Origin of the sequence: Adhaeribacter terrigena (assembly GCF_016623615.1) — a bacterium.
GTDB lineage: Bacteria > Bacteroidota > Bacteroidia > Cytophagales > Hymenobacteraceae > Adhaeribacter_A > Adhaeribacter_A terrigena.
On record NZ_JAEHFX010000004.1, the window covers coordinates 242,075 to 266,889 of the forward strand.

Below are 24,815 nucleotides of genomic sequence, written 5' to 3' on the forward strand. Positions count from 1 at the left end.
ATTACGGCCTACCTGTTTTATGAAATACCTGTTTTACCTGAGTTTTCTTTTTGTGTTTTTTTCCTGTAGCAGCCGCGAACCAAAAAGGTTTCCGGTAGTGAAATATGCCGGCGCCATGCGCAACGTAACCGAAAACCAGGATACTACCAATCATATTTATTTAGATACCATTAATCCGCACCGCCGTTTGTATGGTTTGGGACCTCTGCAGGGCATGACCGGCGAGATCCTGATCATCGATGGCCGGCCGTATGCTTCTAAGATAAATGCCAAGGGCCGGAACCGGGTGCGGCAGACCTTCGAAGCGCGTTCGCCTTATTTTGTTTATGCCCACGTGAAAGCCTGGGATCCGGCCGAACTGCCCGAAGACAGCATACTCGATAACCGCAAACTGGGCATGTATCTCGAAGAGCTGGCGAAAGAAAGAGGTATTGATGTAGAAAAACCTTTTCCGTTTATGCTGCAGGGCGAATTCCGGAAAATGAAATACCATGTTTCGTACATGCCAAAAAAGAAAAAGAAGCACATGCCACCCGAATTCTTTACCGAAGAAAACGCTGATGTGATCATTATCGGATTTTTTTCCAAGCATCATCAGGGTGTTTTTACCGAACCCGGCTCAAACGTAGTAATGAGTTTCATGACAACTTCGGCCTCGCACATCGGACAAATTGACCAACTTACGCTGAAAGGAAAAAGGGTACAATTACTGCTACCCGAATTTCCGTAATCCGTTTTGTGGCAGGCAGTTTTCGGGCCCGGAACGGTAGCGTTTTCACCCTAAAAACTATTGCCTGTGGCTGCAGCTTTGCCTCGTTTTTTACATGACCCGGTGCAGGAAGACGGAAACCGTTTGCGGCGCAGTTTTTTGCCGGGGCTGCTTTTTGCGGGTTTAATGTGGCTGGTTTTTGTGCCGGCATTTTTCCTCGATCTGGAATTAGGGCAATACGGCCTGTACCCCCGGCGGAGTTTTGGTTTGCTGGGAATCTTAACCGCGCCGCTGCTTCACGCCGATTGGGCCCATTTGCTTTCCAATACGTTTCCTTTAATTCTGCTGGCGGCCATGGTTTTTTACATGTTTCCGCGAAGTTCCGGCTGGATCATGCTTCTGCTTTACCTGGCTTCCGGAAGCCTGGCCTGGCTCATGGCGCGTCCCGGGTATCACGTGGGGGCTAGTGGGGTGGTTTATGCGCTGGCCAGTTTTATTTTTTTCAGCGGCATGTTCCGCCGCGACCGCAACGCCGTTATGTTTTCGGTGGTCATTTTCTTTCTTTACGGCGGCATGCTTTACGGTATTTTTCCCGCCGAGGGCCGGGTTTCCTGGGAATCGCATCTGGCCGGCGGCATAGCCGGTATGTTTGCAGCGTTCTTTTTCCGGCACACCGAACTTTCGCCTGCAGAGCCAAAACCAGAGATCCGCACTGATTACGATTTTCCGCAAACCATTACCAACCCGCCGGCCATAAATGCTTCTTTTACCGGTCAGCCCCAGCTCGTAATTCGCTATACTTTTGTGCCTAAAAAGCCGGAAGAAGTAAAATTGCTGCTTTCAGAAAACCCGGAGCCCGGCATAAACCCGGAATCGCCGGAGGAAAAACCCGGCTTCTGAAATAAAAAAACGCTATACTTTTCAACCTGAAAAGTATAGCGTTTTTTGTTAGACCAGATTGCTTATTTTTCCTGGAGAATCCGCAGGATCTGTTCCCAGAGCGCCTCGTAAGGAATGATCTCGATCTCGGCGTAGGCATCGCCGGGCGCGGGCGTGTCGGCTAATTTATCGGCCAAAGCACGGCCTTTGCGGCGTACCTTAACAGGGTCCAGGTCTTCTTTTACCACCAGCATCAGCAATTTAAAGAAATACTGGGTGCGTAAACTGAAGTTATCTTTTAAATGTCGCCCCGAATATTTTTTCAGGCTTTCGATCCGGTACAAAAGCGCTTCCACTTCTTTCGATTTCAGGTAGTGCAGATATTGCAGGATCAGGATCGCTACGTTAAAGCCCTGTTTGTCTTTGCTGTATTCGGGTACCGCAATAACAAAAGACTGGTAACTGAACTGGCGTTTTAAATGCCCATCCGGGAAAATAAAGTACAGGTAGGCGCGGTAAAGTTGCCACCGTTCCTGGGCTGCCCGGTTAATTTTCTGAAAGAACGGGTTATTATAAACTTCCTCGATCAGCTTCGTGGCTTCGTTATAATTCCCTGCGTGCATGGCCAGCAGGAAGTAGTTTTCCATGAACGCAAACCAGTTATTCGAAGAACGGTTAAAGCTATCTACGGCTTTGGCGGCAAAAGCCAGGCCCTGGGTAAACTGCTTGTCGCGCAGGTGGGCGTAAACGTTTATAAATTTGTTGTAGCGGTCGTCGAAGCGTTTGGGGTTTATTTTCTTCTTTTGAAGCATGCGCTGCGCCTCTAACGTTATGGTTACAATGTCGGTGAAGTTATTGGTGAGTTCCTGGTACCAGATATTGGCTTTATAATAGGCCTCGAATAAACCAAAAGACTTGTATTTCTCCCAAAGGGCTTTTAAATGCTCAATATTGCTTTGCAGCGTAGGCAGGTATTTCTTTTTTGCACTTACCGACCGGTTTATTTCCAGTTTGGCCGTGTTGTAAATGGTTTCTGCTTCCTGTTCTTTTTGCAGCAACTCCTGATAACCCGGAATAAGCTTCGCTAAAGCTTTGTAACGAACAGCGCTGCCGGTTTGAGAATAAATGAACTGCAGTAGCTGGATCGAATTAACGATGGAAGAGGTGAGTTCGCTTTCCTGCGCTAACTTAAGTGCTTTGCGCAGGAGCTTTTCCGATATTTGATATTCGCCTTCTCTTATTAAAATATGGGCTTCGTAGATCAGGTTGAGGCATTCCTGTTCGTGCCGGTACGAAACCTTTAAAAAAGGATCGTTAAAATTCAGGAAATGCAGGTGATTAAGTAATTTCCGGCGCAGGCGGGCCCGGGTCATGCGCAGCTCGGCTGAATCAGGCGTTTTCTTTTTATTTTTAGGATCAGTTATTTTCCCTTGCTGGTAGGCCTGAAAAAGTGCCAGTTCTTTCCCTGGTTTTTTCTCGGTAAAGTTTAGCAAAGGCGCATTTTTTTGATGCCTTTTTGTTACAATTTGCACCAATTTTTCCAGTTCTTTCATTTTGGTAAGTGCATAAGTGTCTGATTTACAATGTAAATTGTAAATTATGGGGCGCTGGTGGGGTTAAAATAAGGTGTTGCTTTTAAGGGTGCTTTTTCCTTTTCTACGCGCTTTATTTGTTCTTCCTTTGTAAAAGGGATTTCAGGCTTATTTGTTACAAATAAGCAAAATTTCGTCTAAAGAAAAAAATGAAATCCTTTAAATTATGGAATAATAGCTTGATTTGATTGTGAAAAATTAGTTTGGTGCAATAGCGTAGCGTAAAAATTATTGTTACATTTAAGGGCATTGTTTCCTTTTATGCGGCTCTTTATTGGCTCACCTTTGCATAAACAATTAAACAATCACAAGCCATGATCGAATTATTAGTCGCCGCCCTTATTCAACTTGGTACTCTTACTGGTACGCCTACTGAAACTACAACTGCAGCTGCTGCTACTCAAACTACAGCTACCCCACCTCCAGCGCCAGGTACAGGCGGTACAGGCACTTGGGATGATAGCAACTAAGCCATTTAATTAGCACGCCTTCCTTTCAATTTTAAGACTTACGGATATTTTTTTCTTACTTTGTTTCTGAGCCCAGGTTTACGGGTTGCTGAAGCGCATGAAGAAAATTAGTGTTTACCTGTTTGTTTTATTACTGATCATAACGGGCTGCCGGCGCCCGCAACCAGCCGGCAACGAAGTGCGCATCCGCATGGGGCAAGACCCGGAAAACCTCAGCCCGGTGAGCTATACCAGTAAAGATGCTGCCCAACTGATTAACCTGCTTTACCAGAGTTTACTAACCGTAGACCTGGCCGATGGAAAACTGAAGCCTTTGCTGGCTGATAGTATGCCAACCGTGGTGAAGCAAGATAGTGTTTCGTTTTTTACGTACCGTATTCGTCCGGAAGCAACCTGGGCCAATGGTGCGCCGGTAACGGCCGCCGATGTGATTTTTTCGCTGAAAGCGATCAAGTGCCCGCTGGTTAATAACGAAAAGATCCGTCCTGATTTTGAATTTATTCAGGAGGTCCGGACAGATGCTGCCGACCCTAAAAAGTTTACGCTGGTTTGTAAAGGCTTTACGCCCGAACACCTGCTTATGAGCGGCGAACGCTTTTTTATAATGCCCGAGTATCTAGGCGACCCGCAGGGTTTGCTGAAGCCATTTACGTTGCGGCAGCTGCAAAATAATTTCGATGCCTTAACGCAAAACCCGCAGATCGCGCAGTTTGCCGAACAGTTCAACAGCGCCGATTTTACCCGCAACCCCGAAAAACTGCAGGGCAGCGCCGGTTATATTCTGGAAAACTGGACTACCGGCCAGCAGATACGGTTTAAGCGCAAGCCGGATTGGTGGGGAAATAAAACCTCGGAAGCCATTGGGCATCTTACGGCCAATCCCGAAAAAATAACCTTCCGCATAGTGCCCGACAACGCCGCGGCTTTGGTGGCTTTAAAAAACGGGCAACTGGACGTGTGGCAAAATGTTCCGGCCACGATTTTTCAGCAGCTGCGCCAGGATAAAACCCAATCCGGGAAATTTCAATTCTTCACGCCGCAAACCTATTCCTTTGTTTACCTGGGTCTGAACGGGCAATCCGAAAAATTCAGCGATCCGCGCACCCGCCGCGCCATGGCGCATTTGTTAGATCTGGATGCAATTATCAAAACTACCCAGCAAAACCTGGCCGTAAAAACTGTTGGCCCCATCAGTCCCGCCGACAAACGTTTTTACAATTCCGCAATTCAGCCTTATGCCTATAATGTAACCCGAGCCACCGAATTGCTTTTGCTGGCCGGTTGGCAGAAAAACGGTAGCGTTTGGGAGAAAAAAAGTAACGGGCAAACCATTCAGTTGAAATTGAATTTAAGCTACAACGCCAGTAATTCCGAATACGAAAGCATTGCGCTTATTTTTCAGCAGGCCGCTGCCAAAGCCGGCATTCCCGTAGCCCTGCAGCCGCTCGAAAACGGAGTACTTACCAAAGATCTGAAAGCAGGAAACTTCGATGGGTTTATTCGTTCGCTAACCGGAAATCCGTTTGTGTTCAATTTTAAACCCATTCTGCATTCCGAAAGTATCGGCCCGGAGGGGATGAATTATACCGGTTTTGGTACGCCGGAAAGTGACCGGTTAATTGAAGCGCTGTACACCAGTAATTCCGAAACCGAAAAAGCAAAAATGCTGAAACGTTTGCAGGAAATTCTGCACGACGAAAGCAATATGAGCTTTCTGTTCTTTCAGCAGGACCGCATTGTGGTAAACAAGCAATTGGGCAATCTTAAAATTTCGGGCATAAAACCGGGATATGATGTAAGCGCCTTTACTTTGCAGCAAGATTAAGCATGCTTAAAAAAGCCGGAAAACGTATGTTGATCCTGTTGCCGGCAATCTGGCTGCTGGCTTCGGCAGTTTTTCTGTTAAGCAAAAGCATTCCCGGCTCGGCTACTGAAATGCAGTTTGAGCAGGCGGCCGAAAGCGCGAACAGCAGCGCGAAAGCCGAAGCCCGGCAACGCGCGTACCGGCAGCTTTTGCACCGCACCGGCCAGGATCTGCCGCTCTTTTATTTTCGCGTGGGCACCGTTGCAGAACCCGATACGCTGCATGAAATATTTCCGGAAAATGACCGCGTTGCCTTAAAAAAACTGGTCCACACCTACGGAAACTGGCCCGAGATTTCGGCTTATTATTTAGCGCTGCAGCAATTTGAAAAAATACTTCCGGGGCAGAATATTCCGCTGGAAACCAAACGGAAAAGTCTGCAGTTTGCCGGACAACTTTTAGAAACTTCAGATCCGGTAAAGGCCAGAAAAACATTTACTGCGCTTCAAAAAATGCTATGTTTTCCAGCTGAAAAAGTGCTTTGTGATGATCTGGTAAACCTGCAGGCACGTTTTGAAAATGTAGTTGCGGCGCAAAAACCTGCTTTAAATTACCAACCGAAGTTTTTCTGGTACGGCACGCAAAATCAATATCACCGCTGGTTTGGGAATTTGCTGCGCAGTAACCTGGGTTACTCCAGCCGCGATATGCGCCCCGTTTCGGAAGTTATTTCCGAAGCCTTTGAGGTTACTATCTGGCTGGCCCTGGCGACTTTTGTATTGGTTGCTGTTTCGGGACCGGCAATCGCTATGGTTTTAAGCCGGAAAAGTATGCATAAGAGCCGCGGAATGGTTTTAGGTTTTCTTTACGCCCTGGAAAGCGTTCCGCTATTTATCGTGGCGCTGGTTTTTCTGTCGGTAGCCGGTTATCTGGGTTGGTTTGGAAGTAATCCGGAAGAAACGGGTATGGGGCTGGCAATTGCGGTGCTGGCTCTGGTAAATCTGCCATATTTTACAACCCAGGCGTTTGTGGCTTTGCAGGGCGAGCTCCGCGAAAATTACGTGCTGACGGCGAAAGCCAAGGGGTTGTCTGAGAATAAAGTTCTGTTGCAGCACGCTTTCCGGAATACCCTGCTGCCGCTTATTACCTTGCTGGCCGATTTTTTTCCGGTATTGCTGGCAGGTACAGTAGTTCTGGAAATTATTTTTTCGTTGCCGGGCATGGGGCGTTTGCTGGTAAGCGCAGTGCTGGCACGCGATTACGAAATTATTGCCGGCCTGGTATTGCTGACCGGTTTGCTTAAAATGCTGGCGCATTTGCTGGCCGATCTGTTTTATAACCTGGCCGATCCGCGCTTGCGAAATTAAACCTGAACAAATAAAATGATCTGGCAACGGCTGAAACGCGCAAGGCAACAACAATGGACTTTTAAACTGGCAGCGGTTTATTTGCTGGTTTTGCTGGTTTGTATGCTGTTTGCGCCGTTTTTATCAGCCGGTTTCCACCCCAATTTCCTCGATCTGTCTCAAACCTACCAGGCGCCTTTTTTCTTTCAGGCCCATTGGCTCGGTACCGATCAGCTGGGCCGTGATGTGTGGGCCAATTTGCTGTACGGCTGCCGCACCGCTTTTCTGGTAGCAGTTCCGGTAATGTTGCTGGCCCTGGTTGCAGGCACTGGTTTGGGAATGGCAGCGGCGTGGTTTGGCAATAAACTTTTGCATTTCAGGCGAGCTGCTGCGGTTAGTTTGGGTTTGTGGCTTTTTGCGGTTTGGTTCTACGGGTTTTACCGCGCAGATTTTTCTTCAGAATTAGATCAGAATGCTGCCGGCTTGCTGCGTGTCGGTTGGCTGGCTGTTCTTTCAGCGGTTGCAATCGTTTTAAACCGGCTGCTGAAAACGCTACCCTTTCTGGCCAAAAAAGTACCTTTGCCGCTCGATGAGCTGCTTTTGAAAACCATGGAAGTACTGGCATCGGTGCCCCGGTTAATATTGGTGTTGAGTTTTGCGGCCTTGCTTTCGCCGGGAATCGGGAACGTGGTTTTGCTGCTGCTGCTTACGTATTGGATTGGCCCGGCCCGGTTAGCGCGTGCCGAAACCCTGAAAATGAAACAGTTGCCTTATATAGAAGCGGCGCAGGCAAGTGGTTTGCCCGTTTGGCGAATTTTGAGTCGGCACGTTTTGCCCAATGCCGCCGCGCCCTTGGTTACGGCTTTTTGTTTCGGTCTAAGCGGACTTTTAGGCCTGGAAGCAACCTTGTCTTTTCTCGGAATTGGTTTGCCGCCCGAAACGCCCAGTTTGGGCCGGATGCTGGCCGGCGCCCGTCTGAATACCGATGCCTGGTGGTTGGTTTTATTTCCGGCTTTGCTTTTGTGCCTTACCATTTTAGCCATTCAAACCATCGGGCAGGCCTTCAGAAAGGCGCTGGAAGTTGAAAAGTAAGATGTGTTAGTGTTGCATTTGCTTGCTTTTTAAGGATGTTTTTAATTCGATTCGAAAAGCTTTTGACTTATTTTTATAGTATAAAAATTTGATATTCAGATAGTTAATAATTTAATATGTAATTTTGTTTGCTGAAAGCATAGCGTTTTTAGCTGAAAATTTGCTGTTACGTTGATAGTGGCATTGTCCTGTTTTTTTGAAAATTGCGGAGTTAATATTGTAGCATTATTGAAGTGTATTCCACCACCACGATATATAAAATTAGATTCTCACCCAAATTTTACCAAAATGGAAAGCGTAGTAAGCCAGAGTCCGAATTTTCTGAAAATGTTGTTCGGGGGCGTTAACAAAACCGCTGTAACCGAATCAAAAACGGTAGTTTCCACCATCGACGGCGATATTATTAGCCAGCGAGCGATGGACGCCGCTGTGAGAAACGGCAAGGGCGTGATGATAGGAGGTTTTTTTGTCGGCTCAACGCACAATTCCGACATAGACTTTGGATACACGCTTTCAATCTGATGTAGCAATAATTTTAATATCTCACCCTTTAAAATTGTTACCTTTCTGCGAAAAAAAAGCCCCCGGAAATCTCCGGGGGCTTTTTTGCTGCTGTTAATTATTTCAGCACAATTTTTCGGATCTCACTATAATCCTCTGCATCGAGCTTAATGTAGTATAAGCCATTGGCCTGCTTGCTCAGGTCAATGCTTTTGTTTACGCGGCCATCTACCGTAGGCAATATTTCCTGGTACACCACTGTGCCAATTACGTTTACCACCGAAAGGGTAGTCCGTTTACCGTTAAAGCCCGTAAGCGATAAATTCACAATGCCGGTACTGGGATTCGGGTACACGGTCAGGTTTTTATCATCACCTTCCTGCACCCGGCCCACCTCAATACTTCTTTTAAGCTTCGTGGCGGCCGGCGGCTCCATGGGTTTTACCTGGGCCCAACCGTGGCTGATAAGCAAAAAAGATAACAAAACGAGTAAGTTTTTTTTCATAGATAATAAATTAATAGATTGGTATAAATTGGTTTAACATTATAGTTAACGGGCTTTCAGGTTTGTGGTTATTGGATTCTGAGTGGTTTCTGCTGGTTTATGGGTATTATGGCGTTAAGTTAATTGCACTTAAAGAAGATAGCTGAAAAGCGCAGAATATATGGAGCAGGTAATCGTTATCGGGGGCGGACTGGCAGGGTTGAGCAGCGCTATGCTGCTGGCCCGGGCCGGAATTGGCGTTACGCTCATCGAGAAGAAAAATTACCCTTTTCACCGGGTTTGCGGCGAATACATTTCCAACGAAGTGCTGCCTTTTTTAGAAACCCTGGGTGTTGATTTAAACGCCTTAAACCCCGCCCGGATAAACCATTTCCAGCTTACTTCGCCATCGGGAAAAATGCTGCAGGCACCGCTCGATCTGGGTGGTTTTGGGATCAGCCGTTTTGTTTTAGATCATTATTTATACCAGCTGGCATTGCAACTGGGCGTGAAATTCAGACTGCAAACTACTGCCGAATCGGTAGTTTTTTCCGGAGATAAATTTACGGTTACGCTTTCCGACGGCACGGTTTTGCAAAGCGAAGTCGTTGCCGGAACCTTTGGAAAGCGCAGCAATTTAGACCGGCAACTCAATCGTTCCTTTTTCACGGCGCGCTCCCCTTTTCTGGCCGTAAAATATCACCTCAAAACCGATCTTCCCAAAAACGTAATTGCGCTCCATAATTTCGAGAATGGGTACGCCGGTATTTCTGCCATAGAAAACGACCGGTATTGTTTCTGCTATTTAACCACCCGCCAAAACCTGAAAACGCATAAAACGGTAGCTAAAATGGAGGAAAAAGTGCTGTGCCAAAACCCGCATCTGCAAAAGATCTTCCGCGAAAGCAAATTTCTGTACGCGCAGCCTGAAGTGATAAACGAAATTTCTTTCGCCCCGAAAACTGCTGTTGCTGATCATGTGCTCTGCGCCGGTGATGCCGCCGGGCTCATTACGCCGCTTTGTGGTAACGGCATGGCCATGGCTTTTCATGCCGGCAAAATTCTGGCCGAAGAAATTGCCGCTTATTTTCAGCACCGCAACCGCGCTCTTTTGGAAACCCGCTACACCATCGCCTGGCAAAATCAATTCAGTGCCCGTTTGCGCGTTGGCCGTGCCGTACAGCAGGTTTTCGGCAAGAAAATACTCTCCGAAATGGCCGTTAGCGCCTTGCAGAAAATGCCCTTCGCCGTGCAGTTCATCATGAAAAACACCCACGGAAAACCGTTTTGAGTTTCGTTATTCGTTATTCGTTGTTCGTTGTTCGTTGTTCGTTGTTCGTTGTTCGTTCAATTTTTGGGCATTCAAGTTACGAAGAAATCTAAAACGGGTTTTTTAAACACTAATCATTAACCATTACTTAAAAAACGCTAGGTTTTCGGGCTTAAAAAGTGTTGTTTAAAAATATCTTTTAGAAAACGGCCGGGGCTAAAACAAAAAGCCGCCGAATTACTTATAAGACTTCGATGAAGAGCTATATCTGTGCCATCGGCACTGCCAATCCCGCGCATAAAATTCCGCAAATGCAGATCGCCGGTTTCATGGCCGGTGCGCTGCAGTTCGATGCTGCCAATACCCGCAAACTGAACGCACTTTACCGTATTTCCGGCATCGAAAGCCGCTATACGGTGCTGGAAGATTACAGCCGCGCCAACGGCGATTTTGAATTTTTCCCCAATACCGCCGGCCTCGAACCTTTTCCGCTGGTAAGCCAGCGCATGCAGGCCTATCGCCAGCACGCCTTACCGCTTTCGCTGGAAGCCGTGCGCAATTGTTTCGAGCAGGTAGATGCATCTGATCCGCGCCAGAAAGTTACGCACCTGATTACCGTGAGCTGCACCGGGATGTATGCGCCCGGCCTGGATATTGAACTCGTAGAAGCGCTGGAATTACCTTCCCACACCGAACGGACATCCGTGAATTTTATGGGTTGCTACGCTGCTTTCAACGCGTTAAAACTCGCCGATAATATCTGCAAAGCCAACGCCGAAGCCAACGTTTTAGTGGTTTGTACCGAACTTTGCACGCTGCACTTTCAGAAATCCGTGGAACACGATCACCTGGTTTCCAATGCCTTGTTCGGCGATGGCGCGGCGGCGGTTTGGCTGAGTAGCAAGCCCCAATCCGGTTTTAACCTAGCGTTCGAAGCCTTTCATTGCGAGCTGGTGCCTTCGGGGAAAAAAGACATGGCCTGGCACATCGGCGATTTCGGGTTTGAGATGACGCTTTCGGCCTACATTCCGGAGCTCATAAAAAAAGGCATCAAACAATTTGCGGAGCGTATTCTGGATAAGCTGGCTTTGAAACCCGAAGCCATTAACTGGTTTGCCATTCACCCCGGCGGCCGCAAAATTCTGGAAGCCATTGAACAGGAACTCGGTATTACCAAAGAAGACAACCGTTTTGCCTACCAGGTTTTGCGCGAATTCGGCAACATGAGTTCGGTAACGGTATTGTTTGTGCTGCAAAAACTCCTGGCCGAACTGAAGCCCGAAAACGACGGCGAACACGTACTCAGTTTTGCTTTCGGCCCCGGCCTGACCATGGAAGCCATGCTGTTAAAGATCTGCCATGTTCGGTAAACGAAGCGAAGCCCTGGAGTTGATGGACGATCTGCAGCTGAGCAACGAAGCCCTGCGCCAAAACCTTGACGAACTCGAAACTATCAATACCTGGCTGGGCGGCTATAACGTAGTTTTAAAAACGCTATTGTTTCTGCAGCCAAAACTCGCGCAATTGCCCCGGCCTGTAACCGTTGCTGACCTGGGCTGCGGCGGCGGCGATACGTTGCGGCAAATGACCCGATGGTTCAGGAAGCAAAACCTGAAAGCTAGTTTAACCGGCATCGATGCCAACAACTTCATGCTGGAATATGCCGCACCCAAGGCACAACATTTTCCCGAAATTACCTTTCAGCAACACGATATTTTTTCCGAAGCCTTTAAGCAGCAGCGCTACGATGTGTTGGTGTGCAGTTTATTCTGTCATCATTTTTCGGATGAACAATTGGTGGAGCTTTTAAAACAAATTTACGCGCAGGCTAACGTAGCTGTAATCATCAACGATCTGCACCGCCACCCGCTGGCCTACTACAGCATTAAAGGCCTTACGCAAGTTTTTTCGAAATCTTATTTAGTGAAGAACGACGCGCCGCTTTCGGTTTTAAGGGCTTTCCGACGGAAGGAATTGGAAGCTATTCTGGCTGTTGCGGGTATTGCCAATTACCGCCTGAAATGGCAGTGGGCGTTTCGCTGGCAATTGGTTTTGTTGAAGTGATTTTTTTATCATCCTGCGTGTCCCGAAGTATTTCGGGGAGTGATAGGGAAGGATCTTGTCAATAAATAGTAGTTTTTCTGCTACAAAGGATAGCGTTTTCGATTATTCCGCCTCTTTTCGTCATTACCACTTTTCTTTGTGATTTCGAGGATAGGAGGGGTGTATTTAGGCTAATAAGAAAGTTTGCTATTGAGTTTTTATACTTGAAAGGATAGCGTTTTTATAGCAAGCTTTCGTTCTTAACTAATTCCCTTTTGCTTTCAATCAAGCTTTTTCCCTCAAGCCGGGCGGCTTCGTTTCTGCGTTCGCGGCTGCAACCCTTCCTGCCCTTGCGGGCTGCCTCGTTCCTCGGCACCGGAAGTCTTGGAGGCCGCTCTCACAGAAACTGGTGTCATTCTCCTTTGTAGCTGGCTTTCTTTTTAGTTTAGTTTTCTGGATAACGTGATTTTCAAGGTACGCTGCGCTGGCGATATCGTGTAGGGATAAAGTGAAAGAGTACGCATAAGTGGTGTCTCTACAGATAAATCTTAATTCGTGATTCTGATAATTCTCAAAATTCAGTAAATTCTGATTCAGAAAAATAATCCTTTAATCCCCTAATCTGATAAATCCCAATTCAGACAAATAATCCTGTCTATTATTTCAATCTCTTAAAATCGTGTTCAAATTCTTACCGTCTGCTTTAGCTGGCGGTTATAAGCGATTGCGGATCAAAGCCCGCCCCTGAATTAGGGGAGGGTTATGTGGGGGATTTTTGATCCTGAAAATCCTGATCCGGAATCAGCCATTTCCTGTTTCATTACTTTCTTTCATACAAGATCATTTTCACCTGCCCGCTTTTCCAGCTTTTCACAACCTGCCATTGCGTCTGCAGATCCGAAAGTTCCTCATCGGAAAAGCCGTTGAAAATATTGGAATAGAGCACCAATTTGTCGGTTTTCAGATCTTTAGGCTTGAAATGACGGATATCGTTATTCAGGTTGGTAATACTTAAAGGTGCCAGGTTAGGGTAATCGCTGCCTACGGTTTCTAAAGGAATATTTTTTTCGTCCAGAAAAGCGATGGCTTCCCGGCGCAGTTCGAAATAAGGGGTGTGCGCGAGGGTAGCATCCCAGCCTTTGGCCACGGAATCGGGGTAGATCCAGAAATGGCCCGTCAATAAACCCGGCAGCATAAATCCGTAGGTGATCTTTCGGAATAACCGGTTAGGAATGTGCGCTAATAAATAGCAGACCAGCAAAGCCAATAGCAGAAAAACGACCAGGTAATAGCGGTGCCCGATCGGGTTGGTGAAAGGCAGAAAAACCAGGCTGAATAAAAAAAACGGTATGGTAACGAGGGTAAAAAGTCTATATGTTTCCGGTGGAAATTGCAGGCGTTTGCGGAAGTAGTAAAGCAGCGTTACCAGGAAACCGAAACCAATAAACAAGCGGCCAAAATCGAATAGCCGCCAGGTAATTAAAGCTGCGTTGCGGATCATACCTTTCAGGCCGGCAAATTGCGACAAGGTGCCCCACTCCGAATCGGGATTGTAGCCGATCCAGCCGAAGTGCCGGAAATGCAGGATCTGCCAAAAAATTACGAGTAAACCGGCCGGTGCGTAAGTCAGAAACAGCGTAGTAAAATGCTTTAAAGTGCGGGTTTCCTTCTTTTCAAACCAGAACAAGCCGGCATCGGTCAGGAAAAGCGCGAACGCGGCAATGGTGCCCCGCGGACTGAGCAAACCCAGGAAAATAAGGCTGAAGATCAAAAGCAAGCGGCGTTTTTCCAGGATCTTATTCAGGCTGAAAAGGTAGAGGAAAACCAGCAACACATCGGGCGCTACCTGGGTGCACTGGGCTAAAAGGGTAGGGTCGGCAAGTAAAAGCAAAGCGGCCCAGGCGGCAGGATTTTCGGCCAGAAACTTCCGGCATAACTTTAAAACCTGCTGCACAATGCCCAGCGCAAATGGCAGAATAAGCAAATGGCTTACCACCAAACTTTTTCCGAAGATCTTCCAGCCCAAAGCCATGTACATGCCAAAGAGCGGCGGATAACCGGCTATGTTTTCGGGCACAAAAAGCGTACTGAAATTGGTGCTGAAATACCAGTTCCCGTAGCGCGAAGCCAGTAAAATGCTGTCCCAGAAAAACCCGTTGTTTATGGATAAAATTACCAGCAGCGCATAGCCAAAATATAGGAATCCCGGCAAAGTCCGCGCCGCCCAATGTTGGCTTTTTTCGGCAGAAACGGGCTTGTGAATGATAGCAGGCATGGCATTATTTTAATAAAACGCTATTAGTTTACCGCGAAAAACCCGGCCTTTAGATACCGTTAGAGAGAGGTTTTACGGCAGGACTATTCAGCAACGGCTAAAATACACATTTCCGGTTAACCGGGCATGTTTTGGCTTGTTGCCGATTGAAAATGAGGTGAAACATTATCACAGGGCGGAAGTATAAGAGGCAAAAGCAACCTTGAATTTTGGTTACGAAACAACCACGTACTAATTACCAAAATAAACCTATGAAAAAAATCTTCTTACTATTCGCGGGCCTTTCTTTAAGTTTCTGCACGTTGGCCCAGAATACCAACGTTACAACCCGTTTGCCCCAAAATCATAACTTGGAAGGGGGCGGCGGAAATGTCGATAATTCGGGCTTCGGGATCAAAGGCGGCGTGAATTTCAACCAATTGCGCGGCGACGATAAAGGCAATATTAACAACCTGAAAAACCTGACCACCTGGCACGCCGGTATTTACGGGCAATTCCCGGTAGCCGGTTCCCGCGTATTTTCCATTCAGCCCGAAATTTTATTCAACCGCCGGGCTTTCGAAGCGCAGGATACCGTGGAAATGAAAATGGATTACCTGGAAGTGCCGTTCCTGTTCGTATTCAACGTGCTCGATAACCTCAGCTTTCACGTTGGTCCGCAGGCTGGCGTATTGCTCACGGTGCAGGAAAATGAACGCGAACTCGGCGAATCTACCAAAGACCGGATGAACAGTTTTGTTTACGGAGCCGTGGGTGGGGTAGAAGCCCGGGTAAGTTTTGCGCGCGTGGGTGCCCGCTACCACTTAGGCCTGAACGAAATTTACAAAGAGCCCAGCACCATTGCCGGTAAAACGGTAGAAGATCTGAAAAACGGACAATTCCAGATCTACGTGGGCGTAGGATTTTAGCAATTAAAACTGTGAAAAGCAAAAAGGAAGCTTCTGCAAAGAGGCTTCCTTTTTTGTTTGGGATAAACGCTATGCTTTCTGCCTTGAAAACTACTTAGCCACTTCCAGCCAGCCTTTATAGGTTTTGTTCAGTTGCGGGTCGGAGAGTAGGTAATAATAGGTGCCGCTGCTGATGTTCCCTTTTGGCCAATCGTTGCGGTAATCTTGCTTTTCGTAAACCAGCACGCCCCAGCGGTTGTAGATTTTCAGGTCTAATTTGCGGTTGGTTGGCGTAGCAATTTCAAAGAGATCGTTGTGGGTGTCGTGGTTGGGAGTAATGATGTTGGGAACGAAAATGGTGTTGCAGTCGCGGTATTTAACTTCCATTTCATCCGAAAAACTGCTGCAGCGGTCCGATGCGGTTAACTTATAAATACCCGGTTTATTGATCGTGCGTGAAGCCATTTTAACGCCATCGTTCCACAAGTAAGTAAATCCGGGCTGAGCCAGAATATTGAGTTTCAGGGTTTGGTTTTCGCACAAAACGATATCCTTTCCGAGGGAAAAACCCAAAAACGGCGCTTTCAAACGAACCGTTACCGAATCGGAAACCGAACAACCGGCCGCTGAAGTAGCAGTAACCTTGTACTTCCCCGGCTGGCTCACAACTAGGTTTAGCGACGTTTCCCCTGAATGCCATTTGTAAGCAGCAAAGCCCGCTGCCGGAATTAACGTTACACTTTCACCTTCGCATAAAACGGTATCGGTAAAGCTGAAAAGCCTGCCGGGCTGGAACTGCTCAATTACAATGGTATCGGAAATAGAGCCGCAATCGTACGTGGCCGTTACCCAATACGTGCCGGGCGCGGTGGCGAAAATGTTTTGCGTGGTATCGCCGGTATTCCAGCGGTAAGTGGTGAAGCCTCGTTTGGTACGCAGCGGCAAGCGAAACGGACCTTGTGCGCAGATAACGGTATCGTTTCCGAGCTCAAAACCCGCAATGAAGCTGGGCTTGGTATCGATGCGAATAGTATCGGAAAGAAAGCCGCAGCCAAAATCAGCATTTACCCAATACGTGCCCGGCTGCGCAACCTGAATGGAGGCCGTGGTTGCGCCGGTGCTCCATTCGTAAGCCGCAAAACCAGCCGGTGCTGCAAGCGTTTGGTTAATGGGCTTGTTGTCGCAGTAAATTGTGTCCGGGCCGAGGTGTAAGCTGTAGTTTGTTGCCGTTACAGGAATTACGGAAACGTCGTCGAGGAAATAGGTGGCTGGGATTTCCCTAATTGTATCATTAAAGGAGAGGCGTTGAAAGTTGCTTGCCAGATTACTTTTAAAATTACCGATCGTTAAATATCGTTCACCGCCGGTAGCAGTATATAAACCTGATATCTTCACATATTGATTTGTATTCGTTAAAAGATTTCCTGAAGGATTGCTTATTTGCGGCGTTAAGAATAAATAATTGTTGCTAACACGAGTAGTGGATAAATAAGCTCCTATTCCATCTGTAGCTCCGTAATCAGGAAATGAGAATGTGCCGGAATCGCATCTAATGTAAAATTCGACCTGATAAACACAGTTAGCCTGTAATGATCTTAAAAGCTTTACTTGTGGAAATGCGCGTACTTCAGGTCCATTCCAGCTGTAATCCCATTTGTTATAAAGGTATAAGAAAATACAGCCTTGTCCTGATCTTGCATTATTGTAAATATTGTTGAAAGTGGTTTGTGGATCAACAGAAAAACAATCATTAAAATAAAGAGCAGGGTGATGGATGATGTTTGATTGGTTTAGTTGCGAATTAAACCAGTTATGAATAATTCTGGAAGACTGCTCAATCGTATCTATTACCACTGGGCCAAGCACTGTATCGCAACGAATGGCCTGTTCAAATCCTGGGTTTGGTACCAAATTCTGACTAAAACCGATACTGGTAAATGCGACAAACAGCAAAAGGAAAAATAATTTCGGGAAGGAAGCCTTTTTCATAGTTGGTGAGAGCCTGATTCTAGGAGACAAATATATTAATTATGTAACATGAAACAGCCAGATTTAAAGTTAATTTCTTGTTTCAGAAACGCTATCCTTCCGCCCTATAAACTAAAAAGCCCGGCATCGCTGCCAGGCTTTCTTTATAAAAACGGTATCGTTTCAGACTGAAAAACTCAGCGGTTATGCCGGCCTTCGGCAAATTCCTCGATCATCTTTTTGTTGAAGGCCGGGATATCGTCAGGTTTGCGGCTGGTTACTAAACCCATGTCGGTTACTACTTCTTCGTCTACCCAGTTGGCACCCGCATTTTTCAGGTCGGTTTTAATGCTTTCGTAGCTGGTCATTTTCCGGCCTTGGATCATACCGGTTTCTACCAGCGTCCAGGGGCCGTGGCAGATGGCGGCTACGGGTTTTTTTTCGCGCATAAAAGCGGCGGCAAAATCTACGGCATCGGGGTTCATACGCAGTTTATCGGGGTTCATTACGCCGCCCGGCAGCAATAAGGCATCGTAATCCTGGGGTTGGGCATCGGCCAGTTTTACGTCTACTTTCACTTTTTCGCCCCAGTCGGTGTGATTCCAGCCTTTTATTTCGCCGCTGTTCGGGGATATGATGTGCGTGGTGGCACCTTCCGCTTCCAGCGCTTTTCTTGGTTCCAGTAATTCTACCTGTTCAAAACCATCGGTAGCCAGAATGGCGATTTTCTTTCCTTCCAGTTTTCTGCTCATAATATATAACGTTTTTTTTAGTTTCGGGAAGGTTTATAAACGCGTGGAAACGAATTGGGTTTATAAAAAAAAGCACCGGTTCTGGGCCGGTGCTTTCAAATATTTAGCTGCGAAGCGTTATTTCGTTTCGGTTTCTTTCAGTTGTTTGCTCAGCCGCTTAATGCGTTCCTGGAAACCATCCGGATCGTAGTAGATCGCATCGTCGTCAAGAACTTCCAGCAGATCCATCAGGTCGTCGGAATGGTCGGTGGCTTTGCCGGTTTCAGTGCTGATGTAGCGGTACGTGGTCCAGAGCACCGATTTGAGTTTGGAGCGGGTTTCGTTTAGCATCACGCTTTCCACCACAATGGTAGAATTATCGAAATGAATGATGCGCGTTTGAAGGTGCACGGTTTCGCTGTGGCCGGCCGGGCGGAGGTAAGCGATCTGGTGATTGGTAACGACCCAGGCCGTGCGGTGCTGTTGCAGCAATTGCATCAGGTTTAGGGCGTAATGTTTTAGCGTATGTTCCTCGCGGGCGTTCAGAAAAACATCCAGGTAACGCACGTTATTCAGATGCCCCAGCGGGTCGCAATCCTGAAACCGGATCACGTACGTGCTTTCGGGGGTTTTGGGCAGCCTTTTGTTGGTTTCCATTTTTTACAGAAAAGGTGGTAGGCAAAGGTACGGTTCCGTTCGTATTTATTTCTGCATTTGGCCGAGAGTTTTTGGGGCCGAAAGTATAGCGTTTTTTAAGTCTTTTCCGGTTTGTGCTTTTCCGAATCGTGCACAGCCAGTCCGGCATTTTCACGGCCCACGCGGCGGGCTTCAGCTTCAAACTTATTGTTGTAATATCCTCTCCGGCAACTTTCTATTAAATACTTGCTCAGAAAACCCGCCAGGCCATGATCTTTATATTGCTGCACGTGGCAAAGTTCATGCTCTACCCAATAACGGTCTTTCAGGAAATCTTCTTTTTTTACGCCGCTCAGGTGAATCTGCCGCCCTAAAACCATGGCCACGTTCGGAGTTTTGAGCACCCAGCGGGCAATGCGCGCCAGCCACGAATGCTCTACAATATGGGCGCCGGCTGCCTGGATTTTGTGGTGCATAAACTTTTGTTAAATTGGTTAAATCCTGTTTTTAATTGTACTGAAATTGGCTGAAAGGGTTTTGCATTTAATCGTTTAAAATGGCATTTAAAACAGAGTAAGCGCCTTTCTGCAGGCTAAAGATTTGGTTGTTTGAAAAATGCTGTTTAATTTTACCCTTATGCCGGTGAACAATCTTGTAAAAAATTGCGCTCCCCGGCCCTGTTCGCAGGTTTTGAACCTCGGAAAAATAATAAAATTAAAACAAAACCGTTGGGCAAAAAAGCCCGAAACGGCATGTTTCACCTTAAAAGCCGATAATGAAAAATATAATTTTGAGTTGTTTCGCGATTGTTGCCCTTGGCCTTTCTTATTTCTACGAAGTAAAACCCGCCGACGCAAATTCCGAAACTCAGAATTTCACTTTCGAGAACGCTTCGCTGATCCCTTTTTCGCCGGACGGCAACCATACCACCAACCCTTTCGAAAAAGCGGCCAATACCCTTACCTACAAAGACTCCCTATTCTATAAATACTATTCCCAGAATTTCGCCGTAAACCTGGAATTCAACGAAGATAAAGAACTGCTCGAAACCGTGAACGAGTGGATCGGCACGCCTTACCGCAGCGGCTCCGCTTCTAAAAGAGGCACCGATTGTTCAGGTTTTGTAACCTCTATCTATAGAGAAGTTTACGGCATTAATTTAAGCCGCAGTTCCCGTTCCATGTTTCAGGATGTGAAGCGCATTAAAAAAGACAGCGTGCGCACCGGCGACCTGGTTTTCTTTCGCCGTTCGCCTAAGCAACCCATTTACCACGTAGGCATTTACCTGAAGAACGGCAAATTTGTGCACTCAGCCACCAACGGCGGCGTAATGATCAGCTCCCTGAAACAGGCCTATTACCAGCGCAATTATTACGCGGCCGGCCGCGTGAATTAAGAAACAGAAAACGCTATGGTTTTCCGGAAAAAAAGTCCGGCTTGTTGCAGAAACAAGCCGGACTTTTTTTGTTTCTTGCTTCTATATAAAACTTTGCTAATATTTGAAGTGAGCTCGTTACTTTTGCAAAACTATTTCAACCGGAAACAGTATATGAACAAGCACTGAAAACGGGTAAACACCGGGGCCGGAAATATGTTTTTATAGCATGCTGTTATTTTTCAGCAGCTTCAATTCCGGGTGCCGAAAGGCCATTCAGCTGTTCCGTATATATACAAATTCAACCAGAACATGGAAAACCAAGCAAACCAACAACAAGGCAAAACTGTTGCTTCTACTCCCTTATTTAAAGGTATTCTGAATCGCGCCGAAGGCTATTTAAAGCAACCGCTCCGCATCAAGCAATTACTCAACGACGCTTATAAAAAAGCCAGCGAGAAAAAAGATTTCGGCTCCATTGCCCACGAAGTCTGGGAAAACCTGCAGCAGCTCGGACGCATGATCAAGGCTTCTGTGGCCGGCGATTATCACGGCGTACCCACTTCTACGCTGGTTGGCGGAGTGGCCGTATTTCTGTATTTCCTTACGCCCATTGATTTTGTGCCCGATTTTATTCCGGTAGTAGGTTTACTCGACGATGTAAGTTTACTGGCCTGGTTTATGACCAGCATTAAAGAAGAAATAAACAAGTTTGCCGATTGGGAAGCTGCCGGCAGCGTTTCTCATAATGTTTCCGGTTCCGGTAAAGCCCTGGCCGCTAATAATTCCGGTTCAGAAACGGAAGCCAAAACTGCTAAAAAGAAAACCGAAAACGGGGCAAAGTCTGCTGAAGCCGAAGTGAAACATATTCCGGCCAAAAAGAACCCCATAGAAGAACACCCCACCGAAGAACACGCTACCAAACGCGCCGCAGCATCCGGCTCGGGCGAGCCCAACGTGCGCGCTTCTACTACTGACAGTACCCGTAATTCCAGCAAGAACCACGACGATTTCACGGCTGGCGGCAACGTGCGGTAGTTGAACCCAAGATTCGCTTTCAGAAGCCGGCTCCGTAAAAAGGGCCGGCTTTTTTATGTTTCTTCAGCTGAAAAACGCTATGCTTTTAAGGCTGAAAAGTCTTGCCTGCGGTTCCTTTAATTTTCTTTATAGCCTGCTCCCCGCCCAAACCCAAATTTCCATCTCTTAAATCCCGAACAACGAAACCCGCGAATTATTCTGAAAACCAACAACTAACAACCAATAACTAACAACTAAAAGCCGTATCTTTGCAGCCGGAAAGTTAAGAGTTGTTGTGGCCGTTTCTCCTGTATTAAAATCTGTTCAATTGCACATAGAAGGTGTGGGCACGGTATTGCTCGAAAAAACGCCGAAAGCCCGTTACATGCGCATCAGCATCCGGCCGGAAAAAGGCATCCGCGTTTCCTTGCCCCTGCGCGGGAGTTTTGATAAAGCGGAGGCCTTTGTGCACGAAAAACTGGACTGGATCAAGCACCACCAGCAGAAAATTGCGCAGCAGGAAAACCGGCTGACCCTTTTTACCGAAGAAACCGAATTCCGCACCTTTTCCCACCAACTAAAACTCGTTCCTTCCGAAAAGCCGGATGTAAAAGCCCGTCTGCACCAGGATTTTCTGGAGATCAGTTTTCCGGCTTACCGCCCGGTTACGGAACCCGCCTTGCAGCAAACCATCCGCCACGCCATAGAAGAAACTTACCGCCACGAGGCCAAAGTTTTTCTGCCCCAAAGGGTAGCGTTTTTCGCGGAAAGATTCGGGCTGCAATTTGGCAAAGTAACCATAAAAAAAGCCAGTTCGCGGTGGGGCAGTTGTTCGCATACCAACAACATTAACCTGAACCTGCATTTAATGCGTTTGCCCGAACGCCTGCGCGATTATGTTATTTTGCACGAACTGGCCCATATTACCGAGAAAAACCACGGTCCGCGTTTCTGGGCGTTGCTCGAGCAGATGTGCCCCGGCTCCCGGCAATTAGATAACGAAATGAAAACATACCGGATCGGGATTTATTGAAATTTTAGCAGTAACTTTGTGATGTTATCCTACAGGAAGCCAATATGTTTTCTAACCGCATCCTCTCTCTCTCAAACATGATTTGCCTTTTTCAGGCAGACAATCTTATTATTTAACGCTCTATTCTATAAGCAAATTTTTACCATTTTATGAGTATTCATACTAAAATCATGCGCGCTCCGCAGCTTCTGAAATTTATCTGCGTTTTAGTTTTTGCTTTCGCGCTGAACCAGGCCCAGGCCCAGACTGATAACCTGATGATCGTGAAATATGTGGACTGGAATTCCGGCTCCGGCGTAGGGGTAGTGATCTGGAACCCAACCCCCAATGTGGTAAACCTGAGCAATTACGAATTGCGCATTTACGGCAACGGCAGCAATACCGCCACCACCACTTCGCCGCTTTTAGGCACGCTGCAGCCCTGCGGCACCATCCTGGTAGGCAACGATGAGTACATCAATACCAATTGCCGCAATACGGCCAGCACCGCCAATTTTACTTCCTTTGGCCCCGGCGTGAATGGCAACGATATTGTAGTGCTGGCGCAAACCAACGGCCAGATTGTAGATGCCATTGGCCGAATTGGCTACGATGCCGGCAATAATAACAGCCAGAAAGTAGCCAACGTAAACGACGCTTTGTTTCAGCATACCCTGGAAAGAACTCCCGGCAATACTGCGCGTTACTCTTTAACTTCCGGCCAGTATAATCCGGGCGTTACCAACGCTGCCAATATCTGGCCGAACAACAAAACCACCAACGTTACCGGCTGGATCGTTTCCAACGCCAGCTGTATTACCAACAACTGGGCATCGGCAACAGCTACTGCCGATGCTGGTCCGGATATTACGCTGGCCTGTAAAACCACGGCTCCAATAACGCTGGCAGGCGCCACCGCCACCGGCAACGGCGTAACCGTGCAGTGGAGCGGCGGAAAAGGCACGTTCAGCAACCCGAATTCCCTGATCACTACCTACACGCCAAGCCCGCTAGATCACACCGGCATTAAGCTTACATTGCGCGCCACCAGCGGCTGCCGTCAGGTTACTGATTCGCGCATGATCTTTAACGGCGATTCTACCCAAACCGCTTTAGGCTTAACCTTTACCCCGCAAAACCCGATGATCGGCGATACGGTTACCTTCACGCTCCAAACGGCAAATCCAAACACCGTTATCTTAGGTGAATTCGATTACGGCGATGGTACGGCTGCTGAAATAAAAAGAATGGTTGCCAAACATGTTTACCGCAGCGCCGGTACTTTCGATGTAGAAGTTACTACCGCCAGCAGCGCTGGTTGTCCGCTTAACACATTAACGGCGCGCGTGACGGTAGCAGAAAAACCTGCCCCGGTAGAAGTAAAAATTCCTAACATCATTACGCCGAACAACGATAAACTGAACGACACTTTTAAACCGCAACTGCCCCCAACCACAACTTATGAACTGAAGATCTATAACCGTTGGGGCGTACTGATTTTCGAAAGCAACTCAGCAGATAAAACCTGGGACGGGAAAAATGTTTCGGCCGGCGTTTATTTTGCGCACCTGAAAACGGTATTCGTTTCCGGCGAAAAACTAGACAAGAAATTCCCGGTTACTGTTATTAAATAGAAAAACGGTATCCTTTTCCATTCAGAAAGTCAGGCTGCTCCGGCAGCCTGACTTTTTTGTTTTAAACCATCAGCTAAAGCAGACGGCTATGAGGGTTGTCTGAACACGATTTAAGTGATTTAGGGGATTTACAGGATTTTAAGATTGGTCCATTTTGGATACTTCGCTTTTACAGTGTGAATTGCTGCATCGAAAGCAACCACCCCCAACCCCTCCTTGGTAAGGAGGGAGCCTTTTTACTTTCTGCGTTATTTGACTTTTTAAGCTTAAAAGGATAGCGTTTGGGCCCTAAGGTTTAAAGAATAGCCACTCCATTTAAAGCTGGCTACAAACAGTTCCCCTCCTTGAAAAGGAAGGGCTGGGGTGGTTGTTTCAAGCATATCGCCAGCGCAGCGTAACCTGAAAACCAAGGTCTGAAGAAAACTAAAATAAAAGAAAGCTGACTACGGAGGAAAACAGACACCAGTTTCTGTGAGAGCGGCCTCCAAGCTTACCGGTGGCTTTAGCCAGCCCGGAAGGGCAGGAAGGGTTGCAGCCGCGAGCGCAGAAACGAAGCCACCCGGCTTGAGGTAGAAAGCTACCTAGGAAAGTGCAGAGTTATGAGTTAAAATTGAAAGTTAACTATGAAAACGGTATGCTTTTAACCTTCAAAAGTCAATAAGCAACCTTTCTTATCAGCTTAAACAGATCCCTCCTATCGTCGGGATGACGAAAAGAGTCGGGATGATCGAAAAAACGTTATCCTTTCAAACCCAAAAAACCTAATACCAAAAAAAAGCCCCCGAACGTATCCGGAGGCTTTTTTTAAAGGAAGCAAATTCTTAGATCCAGCTGAACTGCCGGGTCGTATGCGAAGAAACATACCGCACAAAGTCGCCTACGGTGCTAAGCTGAACTTCATCCGGAATTGTAATGTGAAATTTCTTTTCAACCTCCAGTATTACATCCACTACGTCCAGATTGTCGAACCCAAAATCCCGGCTCAGGTCCGAATTTTCCCGCAGGTGCGATGGTTTTAAGGCTTTGGTTCTGCTGATGATCCGGATCACTTCGGTCGCGATCCGATCGGTTTTATGAGTTAACATCTTCT

The 24,815-nt window shown here is 47.1% G+C and carries 23 protein-coding genes; 15 read left to right on the forward strand and 8 right to left on the reverse strand.

What is annotated here, in order from left to right:
• The first annotated feature begins 19 nt into the window (after positions 1-19).
• Positions 20-730 carry an acetolactate decarboxylase gene (locus tag I5M27_RS10050; RefSeq protein WP_200506078.1) on the forward strand — a complete coding sequence of 237 codons (711 nt, stop codon included), beginning with the start codon at positions 20-22 and terminating at the stop codon, positions 728-730.
• Between the two features lie 66 nt (positions 731-796).
• Positions 797-1,609, forward strand: coding sequence for a rhomboid family intramembrane serine protease (locus tag I5M27_RS10055; protein WP_200506079.1), 813 nt, complete (start codon positions 797-799; stop codon positions 1,607-1,609).
• 62 nt (positions 1,610-1,671) lie between these two features.
• Here the strand turns inward: I5M27_RS10055 and I5M27_RS10060 are convergent, their stop codons facing one another.
• Positions 1,672-3,141 (reverse strand): hypothetical protein, encoded by a 1,470-nt coding sequence (locus I5M27_RS10060; RefSeq protein ID WP_200506080.1) that lies wholly within the window; start codon positions 3,139-3,141, stop codon positions 1,672-1,674.
• Between the two features lie 353 nt (positions 3,142-3,494).
• Here I5M27_RS10060 and I5M27_RS10065 point away from each other — a divergent pair, with 353 nt between their 5' ends.
• The 5 genes from I5M27_RS10065 (at position 3,495) to I5M27_RS10085 (ending at position 8,414) form a co-directional block, all read left to right on the forward strand.
• Positions 3,495-3,650: a hypothetical protein gene (locus I5M27_RS10065; RefSeq protein ID WP_200506081.1), complete on the forward strand. Its 156-nt coding sequence runs from the start codon at positions 3,495-3,497 to the stop codon at positions 3,648-3,650.
• 97 nt (positions 3,651-3,747) lie between these two features.
• Complete coding sequence (locus I5M27_RS10070; protein WP_200506082.1) at positions 3,748-5,475, forward strand: ABC transporter substrate-binding protein; 1,728 nt, start codon at positions 3,748-3,750, stop codon at positions 5,473-5,475.
• A gap of 26 nt (positions 5,476-5,501) precedes the next feature.
• Positions 5,502-6,821, forward strand: a complete 1,320-nt coding sequence (locus I5M27_RS10075; RefSeq protein ID WP_200506083.1) for an ABC transporter permease — start codon at positions 5,502-5,504, stop codon at positions 6,819-6,821.
• Positions 6,822-6,836: 15 nt separating this feature from the next.
• Positions 6,837-7,892, forward strand: a complete 1,056-nt coding sequence (locus I5M27_RS10080; protein ID WP_200506084.1) for an ABC transporter permease — start codon at positions 6,837-6,839, stop codon at positions 7,890-7,892.
• Positions 7,893-8,180: 288 nt separating this feature from the next.
• The gene (locus I5M27_RS10085) at positions 8,181-8,414 is read left to right on the forward strand and encodes a hypothetical protein (RefSeq protein WP_200506085.1); all 234 of its coding nucleotides are present in this window, start codon (positions 8,181-8,183) and stop codon (positions 8,412-8,414) included.
• 97 nt (positions 8,415-8,511) lie between these two features.
• On the opposite strand, the gene I5M27_RS10090 is transcribed toward I5M27_RS10085, so the two are convergent.
• Positions 8,512-8,898, reverse strand: coding sequence for a T9SS type A sorting domain-containing protein (locus tag I5M27_RS10090; protein WP_200506086.1), 387 nt, complete (start codon positions 8,896-8,898; stop codon positions 8,512-8,514).
• Positions 8,899-9,058: 160 nt separating this feature from the next.
• Here I5M27_RS10090 and I5M27_RS10095 point away from each other — a divergent pair, with 160 nt between their 5' ends.
• From I5M27_RS10095 to I5M27_RS10105, 3 genes are all read left to right on the forward strand, one after another.
• Entirely contained in the window at positions 9,059-10,168 is a 1,110-nt protein-coding gene (locus tag I5M27_RS10095) for an NAD(P)/FAD-dependent oxidoreductase (RefSeq protein ID WP_200506087.1), read from the forward strand.
• A gap of 233 nt (positions 10,169-10,401) precedes the next feature.
• Positions 10,402-11,517, forward strand: coding sequence for a type III polyketide synthase (locus tag I5M27_RS10100; protein WP_200506088.1), 1,116 nt, complete (start codon positions 10,402-10,404; stop codon positions 11,515-11,517).
• Complete coding sequence (locus I5M27_RS10105; RefSeq protein ID WP_234462477.1) at positions 11,507-12,211, forward strand: methyltransferase domain-containing protein; 705 nt, start codon at positions 11,507-11,509, stop codon at positions 12,209-12,211. Before I5M27_RS10100 ends, I5M27_RS10105 begins: the two co-directional genes overlap by 11 nt.
• A 799-nt stretch (positions 12,212-13,010) precedes the next feature.
• Here I5M27_RS10105 and I5M27_RS10110 read toward each other — a convergent pair.
• A complete protein-coding gene (locus I5M27_RS10110) occupies positions 13,011-14,465 on the reverse strand; it encodes a hypothetical protein (protein ID WP_200506089.1) in 1,455 nt (484 codons plus the stop codon).
• Positions 14,466-14,716: 251 nt separating this feature from the next.
• Here I5M27_RS10110 and I5M27_RS10115 point away from each other — a divergent pair, with 251 nt between their 5' ends.
• Positions 14,717-15,373 carry a porin family protein gene (locus tag I5M27_RS10115; protein WP_200506090.1) on the forward strand — a complete coding sequence of 219 codons (657 nt, stop codon included), beginning with the start codon at positions 14,717-14,719 and terminating at the stop codon, positions 15,371-15,373.
• Between the two features lie 90 nt (positions 15,374-15,463).
• Here I5M27_RS10115 and I5M27_RS18800 read toward each other — a convergent pair whose 3' ends face one another.
• From I5M27_RS18800 to I5M27_RS10135, 4 genes are all read right to left on the reverse strand, one after another.
• Positions 15,464-16,747 (reverse strand): gliding motility-associated C-terminal domain-containing protein, encoded by a 1,284-nt coding sequence (locus tag I5M27_RS18800; RefSeq protein ID WP_200506091.1) that lies wholly within the window; start codon positions 16,745-16,747, stop codon positions 15,464-15,466.
• Between the two features lie 770 nt (positions 16,748-17,517).
• Positions 17,518-18,072, reverse strand: a complete 555-nt coding sequence (locus I5M27_RS10125; RefSeq protein WP_200506092.1) for a type 1 glutamine amidotransferase domain-containing protein — start codon at positions 18,070-18,072, stop codon at positions 17,518-17,520.
• 117 nt (positions 18,073-18,189) lie between these two features.
• Positions 18,190-18,708, reverse strand: coding sequence for an acyl-CoA thioesterase (locus tag I5M27_RS10130; RefSeq protein ID WP_200506093.1), 519 nt, complete (start codon positions 18,706-18,708; stop codon positions 18,190-18,192).
• A gap of 95 nt (positions 18,709-18,803) precedes the next feature.
• A complete protein-coding gene (locus I5M27_RS10135) occupies positions 18,804-19,163 on the reverse strand; it encodes a glycosyltransferase family protein (protein ID WP_200506094.1) in 360 nt (119 codons plus the stop codon).
• 299 nt (positions 19,164-19,462) lie between these two features.
• Here I5M27_RS10135 and I5M27_RS10140 point away from each other — a divergent pair, with 299 nt between their 5' ends.
• From I5M27_RS10140 to I5M27_RS10155, 4 genes are all read left to right on the forward strand, one after another.
• Positions 19,463-20,083, forward strand: coding sequence for a C40 family peptidase (locus tag I5M27_RS10140; protein ID WP_234462478.1), 621 nt, complete (start codon positions 19,463-19,465; stop codon positions 20,081-20,083).
• Positions 20,084-20,374: 291 nt separating this feature from the next.
• Positions 20,375-21,100, forward strand: a complete 726-nt coding sequence (locus tag I5M27_RS10145; protein ID WP_200506095.1) for a YkvA family protein — start codon at positions 20,375-20,377, stop codon at positions 21,098-21,100.
• 307 nt (positions 21,101-21,407) lie between these two features.
• Positions 21,408-22,112, forward strand: coding sequence for a M48 family metallopeptidase (locus tag I5M27_RS10150; RefSeq protein ID WP_234462479.1), 705 nt, complete (start codon positions 21,408-21,410; stop codon positions 22,110-22,112).
• Between the two features lie 170 nt (positions 22,113-22,282).
• Complete coding sequence (locus tag I5M27_RS10155) at positions 22,283-23,725, forward strand: T9SS type B sorting domain-containing protein (protein WP_200506096.1); 1,443 nt, start codon at positions 22,283-22,285, stop codon at positions 23,723-23,725.
• Positions 23,726-24,546: 821 nt separating this feature from the next.
• On the opposite strand, the gene I5M27_RS10160 is transcribed toward I5M27_RS10155, so the two are convergent.
• Positions 24,547-24,810 (reverse strand): acyl carrier protein, encoded by a 264-nt coding sequence (locus I5M27_RS10160; RefSeq protein WP_200506097.1) that lies wholly within the window; start codon positions 24,808-24,810, stop codon positions 24,547-24,549.
• Positions 24,811-24,815: the final 5 nt, after the last annotated feature.